Annotated in this window: 19 protein-coding genes; 10 read left to right on the top strand and 9 right to left on the bottom strand. The window is 33.8% G+C overall.

Annotated features, from left to right (window positions below):
* Nucleotides 1–33 precede the first annotated feature (33 nt).
* Nucleotides 34–459 carry a hypothetical protein gene (locus QWY90_RS07135; RefSeq protein WP_290285181.1) on the bottom strand — a complete coding sequence of 142 codons (426 nt, stop codon included), beginning with the start codon at nucleotides 457–459 and terminating at the stop codon, nucleotides 34–36.
* Nucleotides 456–1,589, bottom strand: a complete 1,134-nt coding sequence (gene bshA / locus QWY90_RS07130) for an N-acetyl-alpha-D-glucosaminyl L-malate synthase BshA (RefSeq protein WP_290285180.1) — start codon at nucleotides 1,587–1,589, stop codon at nucleotides 456–458. Before bshA ends, QWY90_RS07135 begins: the two co-directional genes overlap by 4 nt.
* 163 nt (nucleotides 1,590–1,752) lie before the next feature.
* On the opposite strand from bshA, the gene QWY90_RS07125 reads away from it, so the two are divergent.
* On the top strand, nucleotides 1,753–2,157 hold the full coding sequence (locus QWY90_RS07125) for a hypothetical protein (RefSeq protein ID WP_290285179.1): 405 nt from the start codon (nucleotides 1,753–1,755) through the stop codon (nucleotides 2,155–2,157).
* A gap of 8 nt (nucleotides 2,158–2,165) precedes the next feature.
* Here QWY90_RS07125 and QWY90_RS07120 read toward each other — a convergent pair whose 3' ends face one another.
* The 3 genes from QWY90_RS07120 to fabG are packed head-to-tail and all read right to left on the bottom strand — an operon-like array spanning nucleotide 2,166 to nucleotide 5,468.
* Nucleotides 2,166–4,193, bottom strand: coding sequence for a hypothetical protein (locus QWY90_RS07120; RefSeq protein WP_290285178.1), 2,028 nt, complete (start codon nucleotides 4,191–4,193; stop codon nucleotides 2,166–2,168).
* Nucleotides 4,194–4,239: 46 nt separating this feature from the next.
* Nucleotides 4,240–4,695 (bottom strand): hypothetical protein, encoded by a 456-nt coding sequence (locus QWY90_RS07115; protein ID WP_290285177.1) that lies wholly within the window; start codon nucleotides 4,693–4,695, stop codon nucleotides 4,240–4,242.
* Nucleotides 4,696–4,721: 26 nt separating this feature from the next.
* Entirely contained in the window at nucleotides 4,722–5,468 is a 747-nt protein-coding gene (fabG, locus tag QWY90_RS07110; RefSeq protein ID WP_290285176.1) for a 3-oxoacyl-[acyl-carrier-protein] reductase, read from the bottom strand.
* Between the two features lie 215 nt (nucleotides 5,469–5,683).
* Between fabG and QWY90_RS07105 the strand changes: the two genes are divergently transcribed.
* The 9 genes from QWY90_RS07105 to QWY90_RS07065 all read left to right on the top strand — a co-directional run bounded on the left by QWY90_RS07105 (nucleotide 5,684) and on the right by QWY90_RS07065 (nucleotide 14,136).
* Entirely contained in the window at nucleotides 5,684–6,232 is a 549-nt protein-coding gene (locus QWY90_RS07105) for an RNA polymerase sigma factor (RefSeq protein ID WP_290285175.1), read from the top strand.
* A 20-nt stretch (nucleotides 6,233–6,252) separates the two neighbouring features.
* On the top strand, nucleotides 6,253–6,522 hold the full coding sequence (locus QWY90_RS07100; RefSeq protein ID WP_290285174.1) for a hypothetical protein: 270 nt from the start codon (nucleotides 6,253–6,255) through the stop codon (nucleotides 6,520–6,522).
* A gap of 5 nt (nucleotides 6,523–6,527) precedes the next feature.
* Nucleotides 6,528–7,004, top strand: a complete 477-nt coding sequence (locus tag QWY90_RS07095) for a periplasmic heavy metal sensor (protein WP_290285173.1) — start codon at nucleotides 6,528–6,530, stop codon at nucleotides 7,002–7,004.
* Nucleotides 6,997–7,689 carry an MbnP family protein gene (locus tag QWY90_RS07090; RefSeq protein ID WP_290285172.1) on the top strand — a complete coding sequence of 231 codons (693 nt, stop codon included), beginning with the start codon at nucleotides 6,997–6,999 and terminating at the stop codon, nucleotides 7,687–7,689. Before QWY90_RS07095 ends, QWY90_RS07090 begins: the two co-directional genes overlap by 8 nt.
* Complete coding sequence (locus QWY90_RS07085; protein ID WP_290285171.1) at nucleotides 7,686–8,699, top strand: cytochrome-c peroxidase; 1,014 nt, start codon at nucleotides 7,686–7,688, stop codon at nucleotides 8,697–8,699. Before QWY90_RS07090 ends, QWY90_RS07085 begins: the two co-directional genes overlap by 4 nt.
* A 67-nt stretch (nucleotides 8,700–8,766) precedes the next feature.
* Nucleotides 8,767–10,479 carry a multicopper oxidase domain-containing protein gene (locus tag QWY90_RS07080; RefSeq protein WP_290283924.1) on the top strand — a complete coding sequence of 571 codons (1,713 nt, stop codon included), beginning with the start codon at nucleotides 8,767–8,769 and terminating at the stop codon, nucleotides 10,477–10,479.
* A gap of 3 nt (nucleotides 10,480–10,482) precedes the next feature.
* Nucleotides 10,483–11,118, top strand: coding sequence for a thioredoxin family protein (locus QWY90_RS07075; RefSeq protein WP_290283923.1), 636 nt, complete (start codon nucleotides 10,483–10,485; stop codon nucleotides 11,116–11,118).
* 15 nt (nucleotides 11,119–11,133) lie between these two features.
* Nucleotides 11,134–12,477, top strand: coding sequence for a YHYH protein (locus QWY90_RS07070; protein ID WP_290283922.1), 1,344 nt, complete (start codon nucleotides 11,134–11,136; stop codon nucleotides 12,475–12,477).
* 21 nt (nucleotides 12,478–12,498) lie between these two features.
* The gene (locus QWY90_RS07065; RefSeq protein ID WP_290283913.1) at nucleotides 12,499–14,136 is read left to right on the top strand and encodes an aryl-sulfate sulfotransferase; all 1,638 of its coding nucleotides are present in this window, start codon (nucleotides 12,499–12,501) and stop codon (nucleotides 14,134–14,136) included.
* Nucleotides 14,137–14,166: 30 nt separating this feature from the next.
* Here QWY90_RS07065 and QWY90_RS07060 read toward each other — a convergent pair whose 3' ends face one another.
* The 4 genes from QWY90_RS07060 to QWY90_RS07045 all read right to left on the bottom strand — a co-directional run bounded on the left by QWY90_RS07060 (nucleotide 14,167) and on the right by QWY90_RS07045 (nucleotide 22,022).
* Nucleotides 14,167–14,688, bottom strand: coding sequence for a helix-turn-helix domain-containing protein (locus QWY90_RS07060; RefSeq protein ID WP_290283914.1), 522 nt, complete (start codon nucleotides 14,686–14,688; stop codon nucleotides 14,167–14,169).
* Nucleotides 14,689–14,821: 133 nt separating this feature from the next.
* A complete protein-coding gene (locus QWY90_RS07055) occupies nucleotides 14,822–17,347 on the bottom strand; it encodes a DUF7619 domain-containing protein (RefSeq protein WP_290283921.1) in 2,526 nt (841 codons plus the stop codon).
* 30 nt (nucleotides 17,348–17,377) lie between these two features.
* On the bottom strand, nucleotides 17,378–19,735 hold the full coding sequence (locus tag QWY90_RS07050) for a DUF7619 domain-containing protein (protein ID WP_290285170.1): 2,358 nt from the start codon (nucleotides 19,733–19,735) through the stop codon (nucleotides 17,378–17,380).
* 7 nt (nucleotides 19,736–19,742) lie between these two features.
* The gene (locus QWY90_RS07045; protein WP_290285169.1) at nucleotides 19,743–22,022 is read right to left on the bottom strand and encodes a DUF7619 domain-containing protein; all 2,280 of its coding nucleotides are present in this window, start codon (nucleotides 22,020–22,022) and stop codon (nucleotides 19,743–19,745) included.
* Nucleotides 22,023–22,029 lie beyond the last annotated feature (7 nt).

The following is a 22,029-nucleotide window of genomic DNA, read 5'->3' as shown; positions in this document are numbered from 1 at the left end:
ACAAAAATCCCATCTTTGACCAGATGGGATTTTTTATTTGATAACAATTGGTTTCTTTGAATTGATTTTTACCACTGTGTAAGGATATAAAGTATCGTCATCAGTTTGAACCGCATCAATATTCTTTTGATTGTCTTTAATATAAACTTCTATTTGGGTTGAAGTTTCAGTTACTTTTTCAATTGTCACTTTATTATTATTTTCTAGTGTTGGTCCTGAATTAAGGATAACAAAATTACAATCGGTTATATCATTAGATTTTATCTTTTTACTCAGCGTTTCATCTCCTAAAAGCATTTTGATTTCTTTTGGTTCAGTCAGCACTTCATAAAACTTGATGTTGGCACCACCATCGTTGTTTACCATTAACACTTCATACAAAGGTTTGTTTGCTGCGTTCTTAGTTGACGAACAGGAATACAAAAGAGCAATTACGACTATTAAAATTACTTTTCTCATTTGGAATTGTTTATGGCTTTGTGGTATAATGCTTCATACAATGGCAGTATATTTTTGATATCAAACTGTTGAGCGACACTCAAGGCGCTTTCTCTAAACTTAGCTAAAGTTGCATCATCAGAAAGTATTTTTAAAGCATTTTCGGCCATACCATCAACATCGCCAACGTTGCTGAGATAGCCTGATATTCCATCAAAGTTTACTTCTGGCAAACCACCAGAATTACTTGATATTACAGGAACACTCCAGGCCATTGCTTCAAGTGCAGCCAAACCAAAACTTTCGGTTTCAGAGGGTAATAAAAACAAATCTGAATAAGAAAGAATTTGATCTATCTCATTACTGTTTCCAAAGAAAATTACTTTGTCTTCAATACCAAGTTCTATACAAAGTTCTTCTGCTTTTGCTTTTTCTGGACCGTCTCCAACCATCATAAGTTTAGCGGGAATCTTTTGTTGAATTTTATAGAAAATTTTAATAATATCCGGAATGCGTTTTACTCTTCTGAAGTTACTAATGTGAGTTACAATTCGTTCTTCTTTTTTCGCCATAACCGAGCGATGACAGGAAATCTGGCTCTCATTACGGATTTTATCTAGCTCAATAAAATTTGGAATCACATTAATTTCTTTCTTTATATTGAATAACTTATTGGTTTCGTCTTTTAAACTTTGTGAAACCGAAGTCACAATATCTGATTTGTTAATGCTAAAAGTAACAGCCGGTTTGTATACCGGATGATTTCCAACCAAAGTAATATCAGTTCCGTGAAGTGTAGTTACCATCGGAATTTTTATACCTTCATTCTTCAACATTTGCTTTGCCATATAACCTGCATACGCATGCGGAATAGCATAATGTACATGCATCAATTCAATTTTGTAAAGTTTAACCATGTCAACTAACTTGCTGGACAATGCTAATTCATAAGGCTGATAATGAAACAAAGGATATTCCGGAACATTAACTTCATGGTAATGCACATTGGAGTTTAAGAGTGCTAATCTTACTGGTTGCCGATAGGTAATAAAATGAATTTCGTGTCCGCGATGCGCAAGCTCTAATCCTAATTCAGTAGCAACTACTCCACTACCACCAAAGGTTGGATAGCATACAATGGCTATTTTCATGTGTTTCTTTTAGTGGTACGAATTTAAGCAAAATTGGTTTGCCTTTTGGTTAGTTTTTGTTAAAAATGATTATGTGAATGAATTTTATTATTTTAGTAGATGAAAAGAAGTTCCTGAATTCAGAATAAGAGATTTACTATCTAATAATTAAAACTAATTTAGTATGACAGTTTTAAAAAACATTTTAGCAGTAGTTACTGGTCTAATTATAGGAGGAACAGTAAACATGTCAATCATTATGACTAGCGGTTCGATTATTCCTCCACCAGAAGGAGCTGATTTAACGACTATGGAAGGTTTACAAGCCGCAATGCCACTTATGGAACCTAAACATTTCTTATTACCGTTTCTTGCTCATGCACTGGGAACAATAGTTGGTGCAATAATTGCCGCAAGTATAGCTACTACTTATAAAATGCGATTTGCTATGGCAATTGGAATTTGCTTTTTAGTTGGTGGCGTACTGAATGTTTTCATGCTTCCTTCACCAATTTGGTTTACAGTTGTCGATTTAGGATTAGCCTATATTCCAATGGCGTATCTTGGAGGTAAATTTGTTTCGAGATAAAAGTAAAACTATAACATTCCGTTATATTTTCTAATAAACCATTCTGCACCAAGAGAAATGGCTATCAAAACCAATAACCAAATCCAGTCAATCAAAGGTGATTTTTTCACGACTGTTTTTTGAATGGCTTTATAGCTGTCGTCAGCAAGTAATTGTTGGATAAGTGCATCTGTTTGATTTTGGAGAAATGCTTTGCCTTTAGTTTGAATTGCCAATTGGTTTAGTTTGTTCCAATCCGGATTTACAAATTGTTTTTCGATGTCGAAATCTAACACTTCAAAACTGCTTGAATAAACGGAATTAGAATTCAATTCTTTCACAGTAAACGAATAATTTCCTGCTGATAATCCATCTAAATTAACCTGAAAAGCATTTGTGGTTCGAAGCAAATCATAATTTTTAACTTGCTTGGTTTTAGTATTTCTAACCGCAATTGTCAATCTAGCTTTTTCGTCTAATTCATAATTTTTGTTGAAGTATTGGGCTGTAATTTCAATGCCTTCACCTGAATTATAAAATCGTTCATGAGTAACCACCAATGATTTTCTGGCATTGTTTGATGCCAAATATTGTATCGTTTTGTCTAAAAAAATATCAAAATCCGCAAAGTTTTTTTTATCAACATAACAATTGGCTCGCCATTTCCAGATGTTTTCTCCAAATAAAAATGCATTTCTTTTACCTTGATTTTCCGTGAAAGTCATCAAAGGCTGATTGGTTGGAATATTACGAATGGTAGAAGATAACAACGTATTGGTATTACCGCTGGCCGTAATCGCTCCAAAAGGATTTTCCAACGGTGGAAACTGTTCGAAACCGATATTATCTAAAGCAAAAAGATTAAACTGACTTTCAAATGTAGCCAAATAATCTTCCTTGCTTCCACTCATTTTGAAAGTATAACTGTTTTGATTTTGATTCAAAAAGCTATAATCTGTATCGTTTCCTGTGATAATCCAAGTGTTGATTTTGGCATTTTCATTTTGATCAAAAATGGCTTTAAACTCGGCGTTTGGTTGATACAAAATCAAAACGTTATAATTTGTTAACGAACTGATTTGATTAGGTTTAATAATAGTTACTTTTCTTTGTGCATTAGATTCAATGCTGCGCTTAATCGCTCCTAAATCTGGATGTGGAATTGCTGAAATTAATGCCACTTCTGTCTTTTGATCAATAACTTCTACAGCAAAATTTTTGACATTGTTATAAGTATTCTTTTCTTGTTCTTTTGATGCGATGGTGGCTTTTAAAATCTGCAAACCAACTTTGTCTGCTGGTAACAAAATATTTAGTGTTGCCGATTTTTTTGAAGCTGAAAAGGCAACTGTTTGCTCGTTCAGAATAGTATTTCCCAGCGATATTTTAAATGTGGTGTTGATACTTTTGTTTCCGGCATAATTCAGAAAAACTTCAACTGGAAATTTATTCTTGTGAAATGCGTATTTATTGACGTTCAATTGAGAAATCCTCAAGTCTAAATAAGTCGCCGTATCACCAACTACCAATGGATAAACCTTGTTTTCCGGATCAAATCCAAAAACATAATCTTCACCCGAAGTTTGATTTCCGTCTGAAATTAAAACCGTTGGATAATGCTGATTTTTGTAAATGTTTTTTAGATTTTTGGCAACCACATCAATATTCGATTGCGTTCCTTTGAAATCAATAGTATCCGACGGTAAAAAATCAGTATCAAATTGATAGGTTTGAACATCAAATTTATCATCAAGTTCTTTGTTTTCTGAAAGTTTTTGAAAGACTTCCATTGCTGATTTATCTGCTTTCAAATCAGTTATAGAAGCTGAATTATCTATAACTATGGGTAAAGGTGTTTTAACGGTTTCAATTGTCTTCCTTGAAATGATTGGGTTTATAAGCAACAATAACAACCCAAAAATGCTGAAGAAACGCAAAAAAGCCAAAAACAAAGTCACATTCGACTTGCTTTTGACTTTATACAGATAATGGTAAAATGATAAACCAGCAGCAATTAGTATGGATACGAGTAATAACAAAATTGTTGTGGTAGTCATATATTTTAAGGTTGAAAAAAACTAAAAATTATTCTTAAATCGGAGATTATCTGATAGTTCTTTCCGTTATGTTTTCATTATATTTTTCGTAAAAAGTATCTAGTTTATTGGTATTCAAAATACCATTGACATCAATAACTTTTTCTTTTAATAGCCAAGTAATCAACTTTTCCATATTTTTTTTGGAACTCATTCCTAAACCTGTAACCACCTTTTGGATGTCGCCGCATTCGATTTTCTTCTTTGCAGTCAGGAAATTGAGTATAAAATAATCATCTTCCTTATACTCTCTGCTTTCGTTATCATTATATTTATACATCAATATTTCTTCATCGTCAGTCAATGAATAGAACGAATGTTGAAAGAAGTTTATTTTCTCATATTTCAAGATTTCTTTGCCATCAACTAAAACCTTATCGTCTTTAATTTCAATATTTTGGGATAGCATTATGTTTGTTGCACAAAAAAATAAGGCTAATGATAAGAATAATTTATTTTTCATTTTTGTTATAATAGTTTATCGTAAAATTAAGTTAACATTCCTCCACACACATTCAACACTTGTCCCGAAACATATGCGCTCATATCAGAAGCAAAGAAAAGACAAGCATTAGCAACATCTTCAGGAGTTCCTCCACGTTTTAACGGAATCGAATCTCTCCAACCTTGAACAACGTCTTCATTTAATTTAGCTGTCATTTCTGTTTCAATAAAACCGGGAGCAATAGCATTGCAACGAATGTTTCTTGAACCTAACTCCAGAGCAACTGATTTAGTAAAACCAATCATTCCAGCTTTAGACGCAGCATAATTGGCTTGTCCGGCATTTCCTTTCACTCCTACTACACTACTCATATTTACTATAGAACCTTTGCGGTTTTTCAACATAATTTTTTGAACCGCTTTGGTCATATTGAAAACAGATTTCAAATTGATTTCAATTACTTTATCAAAATCTTCTTCCGACATACGCATCAAAAGATTGTCTTTGGTAATTCCGGCGTTGTTTATTAATATGTCAACATTTCCAAATTCAGCCATAACATCATCAACTAATTTTTGTGCTTCGTTGAAATCGGCTGCATTTGATTTATAACCTTTGGATTTAATTCCCATTGCCGTTAATTCATTTTCTAAAGCTTGTGCTGATTCGACTGATGAACTATAAGTAAAGGCAACATTTGCTCCGTGTTGGGCAAATACTTTCGCTATTCCGCTTCCAATTCCTCTACTTGCACCAGTTATTATGGCTACTTTTCCTTCTAATAATTTCATAAGTCTTAGTTATTGTTTTTTTATTGTCTTATGCAATAGCCACAAAAAAAATAGTATACTTTTTCATGTAAAACTCTCGTGGCTATTTCATATAATAACGATTAGTTTTATTTGTTTAATCAAAGTTCAAATATAGAATAATTTATACTTTTAAAAAATCATTTATAACTAAACCTTTAGTATCATTGCAAATCGAAAGTTGACAAACTAACCAGATGATTCAAAACCAATTCCATTTTGAAAAATTATATCACGACTATAAAACGTTAGTGTATACTGTGGCGTTGAATTACATGCAAAATGTTGAAGATGCAGAAGAAATAACACAGGATGTATTTGTAAAAGTTTATAATTCACTTGAAAGTTTTAATCAAAAATCATCACATAAGACTTGGATTTACCGCATTACAATTAATCAATGTCTGGATTGTATCAAACAAAAAAACAGTCAGAAACGCTTTTTTATTTTTGGAAAAAAAAGTCAAAACGAAGCAGAATACTTGAACAAAGCAACCTTTGAACATCCTGGAATTTTGATGGAAAACAAAGAAGATGCTGCTATACTATTTGAAGTTATTAATACACTTACCGAAAATCAAAAAACAGCATTGCTGCTTTCAAAACTTGATGGCTTGAGTAATCCTGAAATTTCGGAGATTATGCAATTGAGCATTTCCTCAGTTGAATCTCTTATTTTTAGAGCAAAAGTGGTACTTCAGGATAAATTATCTCAAAAATTCAATAACTATCGCAAGAAAAAATAATAATATTCGTCAAAGAAATCATGGAAAGAAATAATTGGATAGAAAATATTTTAAACAGCACTAACGGAATGACGCCTGTAGTACCAAGTGATGCTTTATTTTCAAAAATTCAGCAAAGAATCCAACTGGAAAGTAAAGTCCCTTCAAAAACAGTTTGGCTTGTTGCCGCATCAATTGCGGTTTTAGTAATGTTAAACTTTTCTGCTATAGCATCTAAAACCAAACGTAAAACAAATTCATCTACAGCCTATTTAGAAATGACTGTCAATAAAAGTAATCAGTTATATTAATAACAATGGAAAAAACTAAACTATTAACGATTGCCGTTATCGGATTGTTAGTTATCAATTTAGCAACCTTAAGTTTCTTATTCTTAAATGGTCCTAAAGGTAACAGACCACCACATGAAGGCAGACCAATGCCAAAAGAAATTATTGTGGAAAAACTTCATTTTGATGAACAGCAACAAAAGGAGTATGATAAATTAATCAAATGGCATCACGGAGAAATAACAAGACTTGATAGTGATATTCGCCAAACTAAAAATGAATTATACGATCAGTTAAACCAAACGGAAGTCAATGTAAAAACTAAAGACAGTTTGATTACGCTCTTAAATTCCTATCAAAAACAAGTTGAAGAAACCCATTTCAAACATTTTGTAGACATCAAAAAACTATGTCACAAAGACCAAATGGAAGACTTCAACGAACTGACCGAAGACTTAGGAAGAATATTTGCTCCAAAACCACGCAGACCAAGACATGACTAAAAAAGGAATACATACTGTTTTCCTTTTTTTGTTTTGCTTTCAGGCTTATTCTCAAAGTAAAAACGATTCACTTTACGTTAATTTTCATTTAGAATTTAACAAGCTTCCGTTCGAACTAAACAAAAAATATGTTTCAGCATCCAAAGACACTTTGTCAATAGAAACCTTTAGATGCTATATATCCAATATTCAAATACAATATTCCGACAATTTTGTTTTTTATAAAAAAAACAGCTATCACCTACTCGATTTTGACAATCCCAATTCATTTCAAATTCCAATCACCAAAAAGAGTGACAAGCTAATTTCTAAAGTTACTTTCAATATAGGTATAGATAGTTTAACCAATACAGCTGGAGCAATGGATGGTGATTTAGATCCTACAAAAGGAATGTATTGGGCTTGGCAAAGTGGTTACATTAATATAAAAATTGAAGGTAAAAGTACAAGTTGTAAAACACGTAATAATGAATTTCAATTTCACATTGGCGGTTACCGTGAGCCGAATTATATGATGAGAAAAGTGGAATTCAATTGCAACAGCAATGACAATATTACTATTGCGATTGATTTAAAAGACTTTTTTTCGAATATAAATCTGGCACAAACTAACAGCGTTATGATTCCATGTAAACTTGCCACGGAATTAGCTAATGATAGTGTCAAAATGTTTCATTTGGAATGAGAATATATTGGAAATTTCTTTTATTATTAGTTCTAATTGGATTCTCGTTTACCAATAAATATACAACGCCATTATATTTTGAAATTCCCAAAAATTGGCCAAAGCCAAAATATGATTTTAAAAGAAACCCTTTAACCGAAGAAGGTTTCCAGCTTGGGAGAAACTTATTTTATGACCCCATTTTATCACGTGACAATACCATTTCCTGCCAAAGTTGTCATTTGCAGCAAACCGGATTTACGCATGTGGATCATCAACTGAGTCATGGCATCGATGGAAAAATTGGCAACCGAAATTCGATGGCCTTAATCAACCTGGCTTGGAACAAAGATTTTATGTGGGATGGTGGCGTGAATAATTTAGAAATGCAACCTATAAATCCAATTACTAATCCGTTAGAAATGGATGAAACAATTGAACATGTGATTGCCAAATTACAAGCAAGCGAAAAATACAGAATCTTATTTGCTAAAGCTTTTGGCGATGAAAAAATTACCAGTCAACGGTTGTTGAAAGCATTAGCTCAATTCACTGTAATGCTTACATCCTCTAATGCTAAGTATGATAAAGTGATGCGCAAAGAAGAAAGTTTCACCACACAAGAGCAACATGGCTATGATTTATTCAAAATTAATTGTGCATCATGTCACAAAGAACCATTATTTAGTGATGACAGATTTGAGAAAAATGGATTGTCAATTGATGAAACGTTAAATGATTTTGGCCGAATAAAAATTACAAATAAACCTGAAGATTATCTGAGATTTAAAACACCAACACTTAGAAATATTCAATTTACATTTCCGTATATGCATGATGGCAGATTTAAATCCCTGACGGAAGTCATAAAGCATTACAATTCGTTAGGTCATGATAAAAATCTACCAAAAGAACTAGATAAGCCAATGAATTTATCTAACAATGACAGAGTTGATTTAGTGGCCTTTTTAGTAACCTTAACCGATAAAGACTTTCTGTTTAATAACCGTTTTTCATTTCCGAGAGAATAGATTTTATGCTGCTGCGCAAGAAATAAAAACATCTTTCGTCTAAACCCTTATAATCAACCCAAACCATATGAAAAAATCTTTCTTTACTTTACTTGCCTTATCTAGTGTAATCATCCTTCAAGCGCAATACAATACCATTACAATTCCTGAAGCTTTATACGGGACTAATTTTAATTTAAACATTCATGAGTCGACCAAACAAATCCGTACTGGTAATTTAACGGTGACTGGCTCAATTAACAACGAAACTTTTTGGGGACCAACTTTGATTATCAATAAAGGAGAAGAAGTTCACATGAATGTAACCAATAATCTTAACGAGTCTACAACACTACACTGGCACGGTATGCATCTTCCGGCGGTTATGGATGGTGGACCACACCAAATTATTCCGGCAGGAACACTTTGGCAACCTTATTGGACTGTGATGAATCAGGCTGCTACACTTTGGTATCATCCACACTTACATGAAACAACACAAGAACAAATAACTAAAGGAGTTGGTGGTTTTATAATCGTTAAAGATCCTCAAGAAACGGCTCTGGCATTGCCAAGAACTTACGGTGTTGATGATATTGTTTTAGCATTAACCAGTAGAAGTTATTCAACAGCCAATCAGTTTGACTCCCCTCCAACTTCGGTGCGTGTTTATGGTGATTATATGTTGACTAACGGAACTCCAAATGGTCAAATCAGTTTACCAAAACAATATGTTCGTCTTCGAATTTTAAATGCTGAAGTAGAACGTGGTTATAATCTTGGCTTTAGCGATAACAGAACCTTTTATATTGTTGCCAATGATGGTGGATTGTTGAATGCACCAGTAGCAGCAACCCGTGTTAAGTTGATGGTTGGCGAACGTATCGAAATTATGGTTAACTTAGGAAATGATACTGTTGGTTCGTCAGTTGATTTAAAAGCTTATAATTCGGGACAAACTTTAGGATTTCCCGGAGGCGAACCAAATACTACAGGTCAATTCGGAAGCTTATTAAATAATATTGATTTCTCCGTTTTACATATCAATGTGGCCGCAACTACAACGGCAACAACTCCAATTACTGCTGTGCCATCAATATTGGCTAGCAATACCTACTGGACAGCAGCTAATGCAACAGTTACAAGAACAATGACTGTTACAGGCGGACAAGGTGCTACGCCATTTTCGTTAGACAATCACACTTTTGTTTTTGATTATATTGACAAAACGGTTAACCTTAATGATATCGAAAAATGGACCGTTACCAATAATAACATCTTCGGACATTCGTTTCACATTCATGACATCGAGTTTAAAATTGTAGCTCGTAATGGTTCGGCAACCGGAGTTGGAACTCATGAAAGTGGTTGGAAAGATACTTTTTATTTACCCCGAAATGAATCGGTGACTTTTGTAGCAAAGTTTGACGATTTTGCTGATGCCGATGTAACGCATCCTTATATGTATCACTGCCATTTTGCAGGTCATGAAGATGGTGGAATGATGGGACAATTTATTGTTACCGGAAACCTGGGTAATGATCAAAACACTTTAAATACCGATTTCAGTTTATACCCAAATCCGGCTCAAGATAAATTGTATATTAATCTGAGTGATGCTTCAACCGAAATCTATTATTTAACTTTAACTACCATTGAAGGAAGAGTTGCCATGATGTTACCGCAACCGCAATGGCAAAACGGAATTGATATTTCTAGTTTGTCTTCGGGAGTTTATATTGTTCAAATGATGGATAAAAAAACAAAATCCGTAACTACTAAAAAATTCATTAAAAAGTAAGTTATGAATCGCCTAGGATATTTACTTATTGCCATTTTGTTTGCTGTTCTATCGTTGAGCTTTTCCGTCATTGACAATAATTCGAATACAAAAACAATAACAGATTTTAGTTTGAAAAATGTTGATAATAAAAAAGTCTCTCTTTCAAGTTATAAAAATGCCAAAGGATTTATGGTTATTTTTACCTGTAATAAATGTCCAATGGCGAAATTCTATTCTAATCGATTGAATACCTTAAACAAATATTACAAGACAAAAGGCGTTTATCTGTTAGCCATTGACGCTATGGATACTCTGGCTTATAAAGAAGAATCTTTTACATTGATGCAAAAAAAGGCTAAGGCTGACAAGCTTAATTTCCCCTATTTACAAGATAAATCACAAGTAGTTGCCAAACAATTTAAAGCAACACATACGCCACAAGCTTTTATCATTTGGAAAAACAAATCGGGTAAATACGACATCAAATATGAAGGTGCTATTGATGATAACGCAGGAGATGCTGCCAATGCAAAACCTTTTTTGGCCGAAGCAGTTAACGAACTTTTACAAAACAAAACAGTCACTAATACCAAAACAGAATCCTTTGGTTGCAGAATATTTTACAGAGGAGAACCACAAAAAATGAAAACCAACTAATTTAAAATGTTATTTATGAAAAAAATAGTAATCGCAAGTTTATTGATGTTTAACGGATTTTTATCCGCACAAACCAATCCAGCCATTACACAATGGTTGCGCAACACCACAGGAATTACTGGTCGTCATTATGTTTCTGGAAACTCCACTCCAATAACTGATGCGGTGGCTGCCAATGTGCAAACTGTACAATACTCAACCAATTGGGTTTATGTAACTACGAATGGTATTCCGGCTTATATCACTGGCCCTTTTTTAGATGGTAATCCTTCTTTAGCAACAACACGTAATAATGCCATTTTCAAATTTCCTCTAAGTCCAACTCAAAATACTGGAACAGCTACCGCAACAAGCGGTGGAAATATTGGTTTGTTTAAAAACGGAGTCGCTTTATTTGATTACCGCGATGGTGTTTCCTATAAATTCTCAACTGGTGCCAATGCTGGTGGACCTTTAGGTGGAGCTGGAGACGGAATTTGGAACAGAGATGCTGTAGTTGCCGAAAGAGTCGGATTTGATTGTGCCAAAGCGCATCCGGCAATGGGAAATTACCACCATCATCAAAATCCGAGTGCTTTTAGTTTAGATTTACAAGTGATTTCAACGGTTTGCAGTACTTACCCTTCTGATGGGCTATATGTTATCAACACAACACAACATTCTCCGTTACTAGGTTTTGCTTACGATGGATTCCCAATATATGGTGCTTATGGTTATGCTAACGCAGACGGAACCGGAGGCATTGTCAGAATGAAATCGGGTTACCAACTAAGAAATATTACCACTAGAACAGTTTATGCCGATGGAACCAATGTTACTGATGGTCCAGCTGTTAGCACTACCTTTCCTTTAGGATTATACCGCGAAGATTACGAATGGATTGCTCATGCATCAGACGCTAGTTATTTAGATGTACACAACGGTAGATTTTGTGTAACTCCAGAATATCCTTCAGGGATTTATTGCTATTTTACTACAGTAGATGCCAATCACAATTCAGCATATCCTTATGTAGTTGGTCCAACATTTTATGGCAATAAAACGGGAGGCACTGCTACAATTTCTGAAAGCACAACACAATACACTTTAGCAAATGCTGATTTTAACCTTTCAAAATTAAATGTAAAAGTATATCCAAATCCGGCGCAAGAATTCATTGCAATTCAATCGGATATGATTGAAGATAATCTAAAGGTAACACTGATTGACGAACTTGGAAAAGTAATACAAACTAATGAAATCCTTCAAGGAAGTACACTTTGTATTATGGATTTAACAACGGTTTACAACGGAATTTATTTTGTGAGAATTGCCAATGCAAAAGACAATAAAACCTTTAAAATAATCGTTAATAAATAGTTTAGAGCTATGTGTTAAACTATGAAGAAACTATTTCAATTTGCATTCATCCTAATTTGGAGTGTAACCAAAAGTCAAACTATTGGATTAATTCAACATAACGCTGGCACGCTAGATGACGGATATATTTTATTTGCGCCTATAAATAGTAACACAACATATTTAATTGATAAATGTGGTAAACAAGTAAAAACCTGGAATAGCAATTACAAACCCGGACAAGCTGTATATATTCTTCCTGATGGCACCTTGCTTCATACCGGCAATGCTAATAACACTACTTTTAATGCTGGTGGAAAAGGAGGAGTTATAGAAAAAATAGATTGGAATGGTAATGTAACCTGGAGTTATACCCTTTCGGATGCCACTAAATGCCAACACCATGATGTAAAAGCCTTGCCCAATGGCAATATATTAGTTATTGCTTGGGAATCAAAAACCAATACGCAAGCCATTGCTCAGGGGAGAAATCCATCATTAGTTCCGTCAACCGTTTGGAGTGAACAAATTCTCGAAATTCAACCTGTTGGTGCAACCGGTGGCAATATAGTTTGGGAATGGCATTTATGGGATCATATGATACAAGAATATGACAATTCAAAACCAAATTACGGAACAGTAGCTTCGAATCCACAACTTATAAATCTTAACTACAATGCCAGTGCATCGGTTACGGATTGGATTCATATGAATGCCATTGATTATAATCCAACTTTAGATCAAATTATGGTCAGTTCCCATAACTTTAATGAAATCTGGATTATTGATCACAGCACTTCAACAACCCAAGCCGCTTCTCACACTAATGGAAATTCGGGCAAAGGTGGTGACATTTTATACCGTTGGGGAAATCCATTAGCTTATAACATCGGTACAGTTGCTGATAAAAAATTCTTTGGACAACATAATGCACAGTGGATTCAAAACGGACTGCCATTTGCCAATGACATTTTGGTTTTTAATAATGGAAATGGCCGAACCGGCGGAAATTATTCAACTGTAGAAATAATTGAACCACCTGTTAATGGATACAATTATACCAACACACTTCCCTATTTACCAACAGCTGCTTCTTGGATTTATAATTCGGGTAACCCTAATAGTTATTATGCACAAAATATTTCAGGTGCGCAACAATTGTCTAACGGTAATGTTTTGATGTGTAACGGTCCGTCAGGAACCTTTACCGAAGTTACAAATGCCGGAACACAAGTATGGAAATACATCAATCCGGTAGCACTATCAGGCATTTTAAGTCAAGGTACGGCGCCAGCACAAAACTTAGTTTTCCGTTGTTCGTTTTATGCAAATACTTATAGTGGGTTTACCGGACATACATTAACTCCCGGAAATACTATTGAAAATTCGAATACCGTATCAGACAATTGTAGTTTAACGTTGGCAAATACTAACATGGTAAATGAGAATAATTTGGTTATTTATCCCAATCCCGTAAAAAATGTTTTGAACATCAATTTGCCTGTTCAATTCACTTCTGCAAATTTGACCTTGATAAATAATATTGGTCAAACTGTTTATTCTACTGCAATAAATTCAAATACCCTATCAATTAATGTAAATCAATTTTCTGCTGGTTTATACTATTTAAAAGTCAGCTCTGATACCAATCAATTTGTAAAAAAAATAATAATTGAATAAATAAAAACTCCCGAGTACTTCGGGGGTTTTTTATTTTAACAATGCAGTCAGCAACAACTTTTCCTGTTCCAACAGTTGCTGTCTTACTTCCAGTTTTATCAATTGCTGTGGCCCATTTTTGCGAAATAATACGACTGCCTTCGCTTTAAGGGTTTCCAATGCAGCAAGATGGATGGCGTCTTTCTGATCTTCAGACTGGAGCATAAAGTCAGTTAAGTGAAATAGCTTTAGCGCAGCTTTATACGCTTTCTTCATTTTTTCTGTCTTTTTTGCACAAGTATATTGATCAATTTCATTTTTCCGTAATGCAGCTGCAATGAATTTATCTTTCTCTGACTCCAACAATGCTATTTGCGGAAGCTGTTTTGGTTCGCTCATTTCCAATGCAGTAAAAAAACGACCTACCCTACTATCCCAAATCAATCCCATAGTTGACAATTCCCTTAATCCAAGTTCATAAAGCGACCATTGGCTACGACTGATGTTTAAAAGCATTGCCATCTCATCCTGTGTTAGGTTTAATTCTTCTCTGATTAGTTTTCGTATTTTCATATCTGTAGCGATTTTTTTGTAGCATTTCGGTTTGCTACATTTTTTTTGCTACAAACAAAAAAAATGCCAGAGTTTTATAGAATTTCAGGCATGCATCAGGTAAAATAAAAAACCCCGAGTTATCGGGGCTTTTTTATTCTTTTATAAACTTAGAACCCGCCGTTCCTTTATCACTAACAATCTTGATAAAATAATTCCCGGCTTTCAATTCGGAAACATCAATAGTTTCATTTGGATTTGTATTTACCTGCACCAATTGCCCAAGTGTATTGTAAATACTTACCGAACTAATCGTTACATTTTGTTTAGTTGTAATAGTCAAGCTGTTCTTCGCAGGAACTGGTGATAAACTAAATAGGTTGGTGAACTCAAAGTCTTGATTCCCTAAAGCTGTAATTGTCGTTGTAGCTGTATTAGTAACTATCGGGAAATTATAATCAAAATAAATATTTGCTGTATTGCTAAAAGAATCTCCCACTACTAATGTTGGTTTTGTTTTTATTTTAAATGCAACATAGCCATCGTTGTTTGCATCATCAAAAGGAAGATTAATATTTTCAAAGATAAATTCTAACTGATTTGGATCTTTAATGCGGGTTGTAAATGAATGGCTCGAATCTAATGGAACTACTGTTGAGATATCAAATTTGGCTGTATCAATCATGTCTTTCACAACAATGTTTTCTGCATTGGCTGTTCCGGTGTTTTCAAAACGAATAACATAATGCACATATTCATCAATAAATTCTGGCGCTACTTCATTTCCTTCTACACAAGTCTTATCATTTGGATCTAAAGAACCAACAACAATTTGTCTTAAGTAATTTGAATTATCCGTTTGATGTTCATCTCCTGATAATGGGAAAGCTGTTGATTGAAATTTTATCAAGTTACCTATGTTAAGCGGAAGGCTTTCTGCAGGGGTGTTTAAATTAAAAGTAACCTCCATTTCACGTGTTTCAAAAGGTACTAGATTAGTATAATTCCAAGTCAATAAGCTGTAGGCCTGATTATTTACTACTGGTGTTGCCGATACAAAATCCATATAATCATCATCAAAAGAAAAGTTTAAATATCCTGAAACAGTAACGTTTCCAATGTTTCTATACTTGATTTTATATCTGGAATCAAAACCAGGTCTGGCTCTTGTTAGTGGTATAATCCAAGATTCAATATCCTGATGGGATCCATTAGCAGTGAGGCAAAAATCCTGTTGAAACGGGCTTGCTAAATCCGGAAAGCTAACTGTTGCCGATGCAGGAGAAATAGTGTAATAAGTAGGATTCTCTATAACTTGTGGCGTCATAGTATGTGAGCCAGCTGTTACCGGTATAGAATAATCTCCGGTTAAATTAGAAATATAACTACCGCTGTTTACACCATCAGTGATGTTAATCTTCAAATTAGGAAAAAAAACATCAGAAGCATCACAACCATTATTATTAACATCAAAACGGTTCTTTCCTTGAATAGTATAATAATCGCCACCCGGTGTAAAACTGCAATAAGAGTTTAACACACAATTTGCATAACCATATGATACAATTTGGTTTTGAACGGAATCAATCTGACCATCATCAACACAAATGTATGCCAGATTAGGATTGCCTGAAAAATTTAAAGTGCCTTCAATACTTCCATTTTTAATTATTAGTGAAGTTAGACTATTAAGACCGCACCATAAATATTGCAGATTGACTAAGTCGCTTGTATCTAATGTGGTTAAATGATTTGAAGAACAAATCAAAAATTGAATATTTCTTAAACCATTTAAATCTATTGACGCAAATTGATTATTTGAAAAATAAAGCCTTTGAAGATTAACCATACCATTCAATTCTAATGAATGAATTTGATTATCAGAGCAATCTAAAAATTCAAGGTTAACTAAGCCGCTAACATCTAACGACGGAATTTGGTTGCTAGAACATGCCAATGATAAAAGATTAACAAAGCCACTTACGTTTAATGATTGGAGATGATTGTTATTACAAGCCAACTGTTGAAGGTTAGTTGCTCCCGCCAGATTTATAGAAGTAAGGTTATTATTGTAACAATACAATTTTTGAAGATTGGCATGACCGCTTAGGTCTAATGTAGTAAATAGGTTGTAGCTGCAAATCAACTCTTGAAGACTTGTTATATGGCTTAAATCTATACTTGCCAAATGACATTGGTTGCAGGTTAATTTTTGTATAGTTGATACATTTCCCAAATTTATTGAATTCAGGGATAAATTATATCCGCAATCCAAAGTTTGCAGATTTAATAAATTACTAACATCCAATGAAGTGAGCTGATTGTCATGACAAAGTAAAAAAGTAAGGTTTACTAAAGGACTTAAGTTTAATGAAGTAAGTTGATTGTTATGGCATTGCAGGAATTGTAAATTCAAAAAAGCTTCAATACCAGTTAAATTGCTTACATAAGAATAGGAAACATCTAAACGGTAAACAGTTAAAGCTTCACTTACTTGAATCTCACCATCACTGTTGGTATCAATTGCTATAAAATTTCCAGCCGAATCTGCAGCAATTCCGTTACCAACAGTAGCTGACAATAACTTCGCCTTAAAATTGGCATCCGGAATAGTCACTATTTGGGCATTGCCCGTAACTACAGTAAAAACTAAGGTCAAGAAAAAGTAAAGTTTCTTCATAAACAGTTTGTATAAAATCAAATATATTATTTATTCTTTAACAAACTTAGAACTTGCCGTTCCTTTATCACTTACAATCTTGATAAAATAATTCCCGGCTTTCAATTCGGAAACATCAATAGTTTCATTTGGATTTGTATTTACCTGCACCAATTGCCCAAGGGTATTGTAAATACTTACTGAACTAATCGTTACATTTTGTTTGGTTGTAATAGTCAAGCTGTTCTTCGCAGGAACTGGTGATAAACTAAATAGGTTGGTGAACTCAAAGTCTTGATTCCCTAAAGCTGTAATTGTCGTTGTAGCTGTATTAGTAACTATCGGGAAATTATAATCAAAATAAATATTTGCCGTATTGCTAAAAGAATCACCTACTACCAATGTTGGTTTGGTTTTGATTTTGAAAGTTACATAGCCATCGTTGTTAGCATTATCAAATGGGAGGTTTATATTTTCAAAGATAAACTCAACCTGATTGGTATTAGTAATTTTAGTTATATAACTATGGCTTCCATTTAATGGAAATAAAGTTGAAATGTCAAACTTATCAGTGTCTATCAAATCCTTAACCACAATATTTTCAGCGGCATAAGTTCCGGTGTTTTCAAATCGTATTACATAGTGAACATATTCTCCAATCATGTCCGGTTCGACTTTATCACCTTCAACACACGTCTTGTCGTTTGGATCAATTGAACCAACAACAACCTGACTTAAACGATTAGCATTATCAGTTAAATACTCATCTCCGCTTAATGGCGAGACTATTGACTGAAATTTTATTATATCACCATTGTTAACAGGAAGCGTTTCCATGGGGGTGTTAATGTTGATTTTTACCTCAATTTCCCTGGTTTCAAATGGTAGCAGATTGACATAGTCCCATGTTAATAAACTAGGATTTTGATAGGTTTGAGTAGGGATTGCAGAAATAAAATCCATGTAGTCATCGTTAAAAGAAAATGTAACGTTTCCAGAGATAGATATATTTCCTTTATTTCTGTAATATATTTTATATGTTGCATCGAATCCAGGTCTGGCAGGAGTTAAAGGGACAATCCATGTTTCAACATCCAGGTGTGACCCATTGGGAGTAATACAAAAATTTTGAGTAAACGGACTGGCTGTTGTTGGAAAACTAACCGAAGTAGTTGTTGGAGAAACCGTAAAATAATTTGGGTTTTCTAAAATCGGTGCTAAGGTATAGTCCCCGGCAGAAATAGGTATCGCATAATTTCCGGATAAATTACTGATTATGGTTCCCGAATTAGTTCCGTCAGTAAAGGAAAACTTTAGATTGTGAATAGTAATATCGTTGTTGTCACAACCGTTATTATCAACATCAAATTTGTGATTTCCCTGAATTGTATAGTATATGCCTCCTGGTGTAAAATTACAATAAGTGTTTGTGTTACAAACAGCGCTGCTGTAATAACTCTGAACCATTGAAACTTCTGATTCATCGCAACACACATACGTTATGTTGGGATTTCCTTCAGCAATCATACCAAAGTTGTCAAAATTACCATTTTTGACGTTGATGGCCTGTAGATTATTAAATCGGAGTTCATAAAATCCATTACCTTGATTGGGAGGTCCGCCGGTTGCAAAATCACTTAAATCAATATATTCAATCCTATTGTTGGGACATTGTAAATCGCGTAACATTGTCAAGCCCGAAATATCCAATTGTGTTAACTGATTGTTTAGGCAAACCAAATGCTCTAAATTCAATAGGTTGGAAACATTCAGGTTGGTTAAACCAAGTTGACTACATCCCAAATATGTAAGGGCATTGTTATTTGATAAATCCAGTGTATTAAATGGATTGGAACCACAATCAAGAATCTTTAAATTGGGTAAATTTGACAGATTAAGACTGGTAAGTTGGTTTGAACCACAATATAAAAGTTCCAGGTTGGGCAAGTTAATTAGAGACAAACTCGTCAGTTGATTAGCGCCACAGTCAAAATTCTTTAAATTAGGATAATTGGCCAGATTGATAGTGGTTAGCAGGATATTGCTACAATACAGTTCTTGCAAATTAGATAGCCCTGAATAATTTAAATTGGTAATGGAATGGTTACTGCATCTGAAAAATTTTAAATTAGTAAAACTGCTTAAACCTGTCAAGTTAGCAATATAGAGATCATTATAATACCTATAGACATCAATGTAAGATACGTTTTGGGCTTCACTGACTTCTATTTGCCCGTTACTGTTGGCATCAATCTTGAAATAGTTCCCATTCAAATTTTTAGCTATATAATTATTGGTATCCGACTGCAGTAGCTTTGTTTTAAAATTAGCATCCGGAAAATTAATAATCTGAGCTTGGAATGTCATTCCAAAAAAAAGTAAAACCAGAATTGTGCTGAATTTTTTCATAATTAATTTATTCTTTAACAAACTTACTACTCGCCGTTACTTTATCACTTACAATCTTGATAAAATAGTTTCCCGTTTTCAAACCTGAAACATCAATGGTTTCATTTGGATTTGTATTTACCTGCACCAATTGCCCAAGTGTATTGTAAATACTTACTGAACTAATCATTACATTTTGTTTAGTTGTAATAGTCAAGTTGTTCTTCGCAGGAACCGGAGACAAGTTATACACGTTGCTGAACACAAAGTCAGGATTGGACAAAGGATTAAATACATTCACGCTATAAGTATTTGTCAGAATCGGGACATTGTAATCAAAGTAAATATTTGCCGAATTATCTATAATCTGACCATCGGTTAGTGTTGGCAATGTTTTTATTTTAAAAGCTACAAATCCATCATTGTTAGCATCGTCAAAAGGGAGATTAATATGCTGAAAAATAAACTCTACTTTGTTGGTTGATAAGATTCTGGTTTCAAAAGAGTGACGTCCGCCTATTGGAATTAGTGTGTTAATATCAAATTTTGTTGTATCTATTACATCACTAACAACTATGTTTTCTGCAATAGCAGTACCCGTATTTTCAAAACGAATAATATAATGCAGATAATCGCCCAACTTATAAAGCGGTAGGCTATATCCTTCTGTACAGGTTTTATCATTTGGATCAAAAGAGTTGACAATTGTTTGGGTTATACTTGATACGTTATCTGTTTGGGTTTCATCAGTTGCTCCGACAATCCTAGCATTATAATCTATAAGATTACCTGAGTTCAATGGCGGAGTTTCCAGCGGAGAATTCAAATTAAAAGTAACCGTTATTTCTCGGCTTTCAAAAGGCAGCAAATTACTAAAGTTCCAATTTAAAGTGTTAAAGAAACCACTTGATTCATTGGTAACGCTAGGATTGGCAGCAATAAAATCTTCTATCGGATTATAATAATCAAGCGAAACCGTTCCGCTTTGCGCCGAAGTGCCTTTATTTTTATAAATGATTTTATAAGTGGCATCAAAACCTGGACGAGCTGCACTAGTTGGAAGTAATGTAATTTCTAAATCATTGTGGATTCCGTTTGCTGATAAACAAAAATCTTGAACAAAAGGGGTGACTGAAGTCGGGAAAGTAACATTCGAAACTGCTGGAGAAACTGTAAAATATGTCGGATTTTCCAAAACTGGAGTTATTGTATGTGTTCCTGAAGAAACCGGTATACTGTAATTTCCAGTTTCGTTTGCTATTAATGTACCTGTTTCTATACCATCACTAATCGTAAATTTTAAATATGACATATTTAAATCAGTACTATCACATCCATTATTGGTTTCGTCAAATTTTGAATTTCCTTCAATAATATAATAATCTCCTCCCGGAACAAAAGAACAATAAGAACTTACGGCACAATTTGTATAGCCGTATAATGTACAGAAATATTGAAAACTCTCTACTAACGCATCATCTGTACATATAAATTGTATACCCGGATTATTATTAAATCTAATATCCAAATCTATATTAGGACTTCCGGTTTTAACAAATAATGATATCAATTGATTGTCATTGCAATACATTGTTCTTAGGTGCGGTGAATCATTTAAATTAATTTCCGGTAGAAGATTTTGTGAACACATAAAATCTCGAAGCGAAACTAAGCCACTTAAATTTATAGTAGTGAGTTGATTGTTGAAACAGATTAATGAATTTATGTTAACAAGCCCACTTAGATTCAAGGACGGCAGCTGATTATTTTGACATTGCAATATATTAAGATTAACCAAATCGTTAACCTGCAAATCTTGAAGTAGATTTGAACTGCAATATAACAGGTGAAGATTGCTAAAGCCATTTAAATTCAGCGATGTCAACTGATTGTTAAAGCAGTATAATTCCCATAAATTGGTTAAACCACTTACATTTAATGTCGTCAGCAAATCATTTGCACAATTTAAACCCGTGAGGTTTACAAGGCTTGTTAGATCTAAACTGGTTAATGGATTATTAGCACAATAAAGTGTTCCTAAGTTCACAAAGTAATTAATACCGCTTAGATTGGTTATGGAAGTGTTGCTAACATTTAACACGAGCACCTGCAATGCTTCGCTTTGCTCAATTTCACCATTATCATTGATATCTATTTTATTATAATTCCCGGCTAAATCAATGGCAATTTGATTGCTTGCACTCGCTTCTAACAATTTTGTTTTAAAATTGGCATCCGGAAAATCTATTATTTGAGCATTAGTAAAAATGCTTATCGCAAAAAATAAAAGTGAGTACAGCTTTTTCATAATATGA

Source organism: Flavobacterium paronense, assembly GCF_030409795.1.
GTDB classification, from domain to species: domain Bacteria; phylum Bacteroidota; class Bacteroidia; order Flavobacteriales; family Flavobacteriaceae; genus Flavobacterium; species Flavobacterium paronense.
Note: the sequence above shows the minus strand (reverse complement) of the source record. Positions and strands in the feature narration are given on the sequence as shown.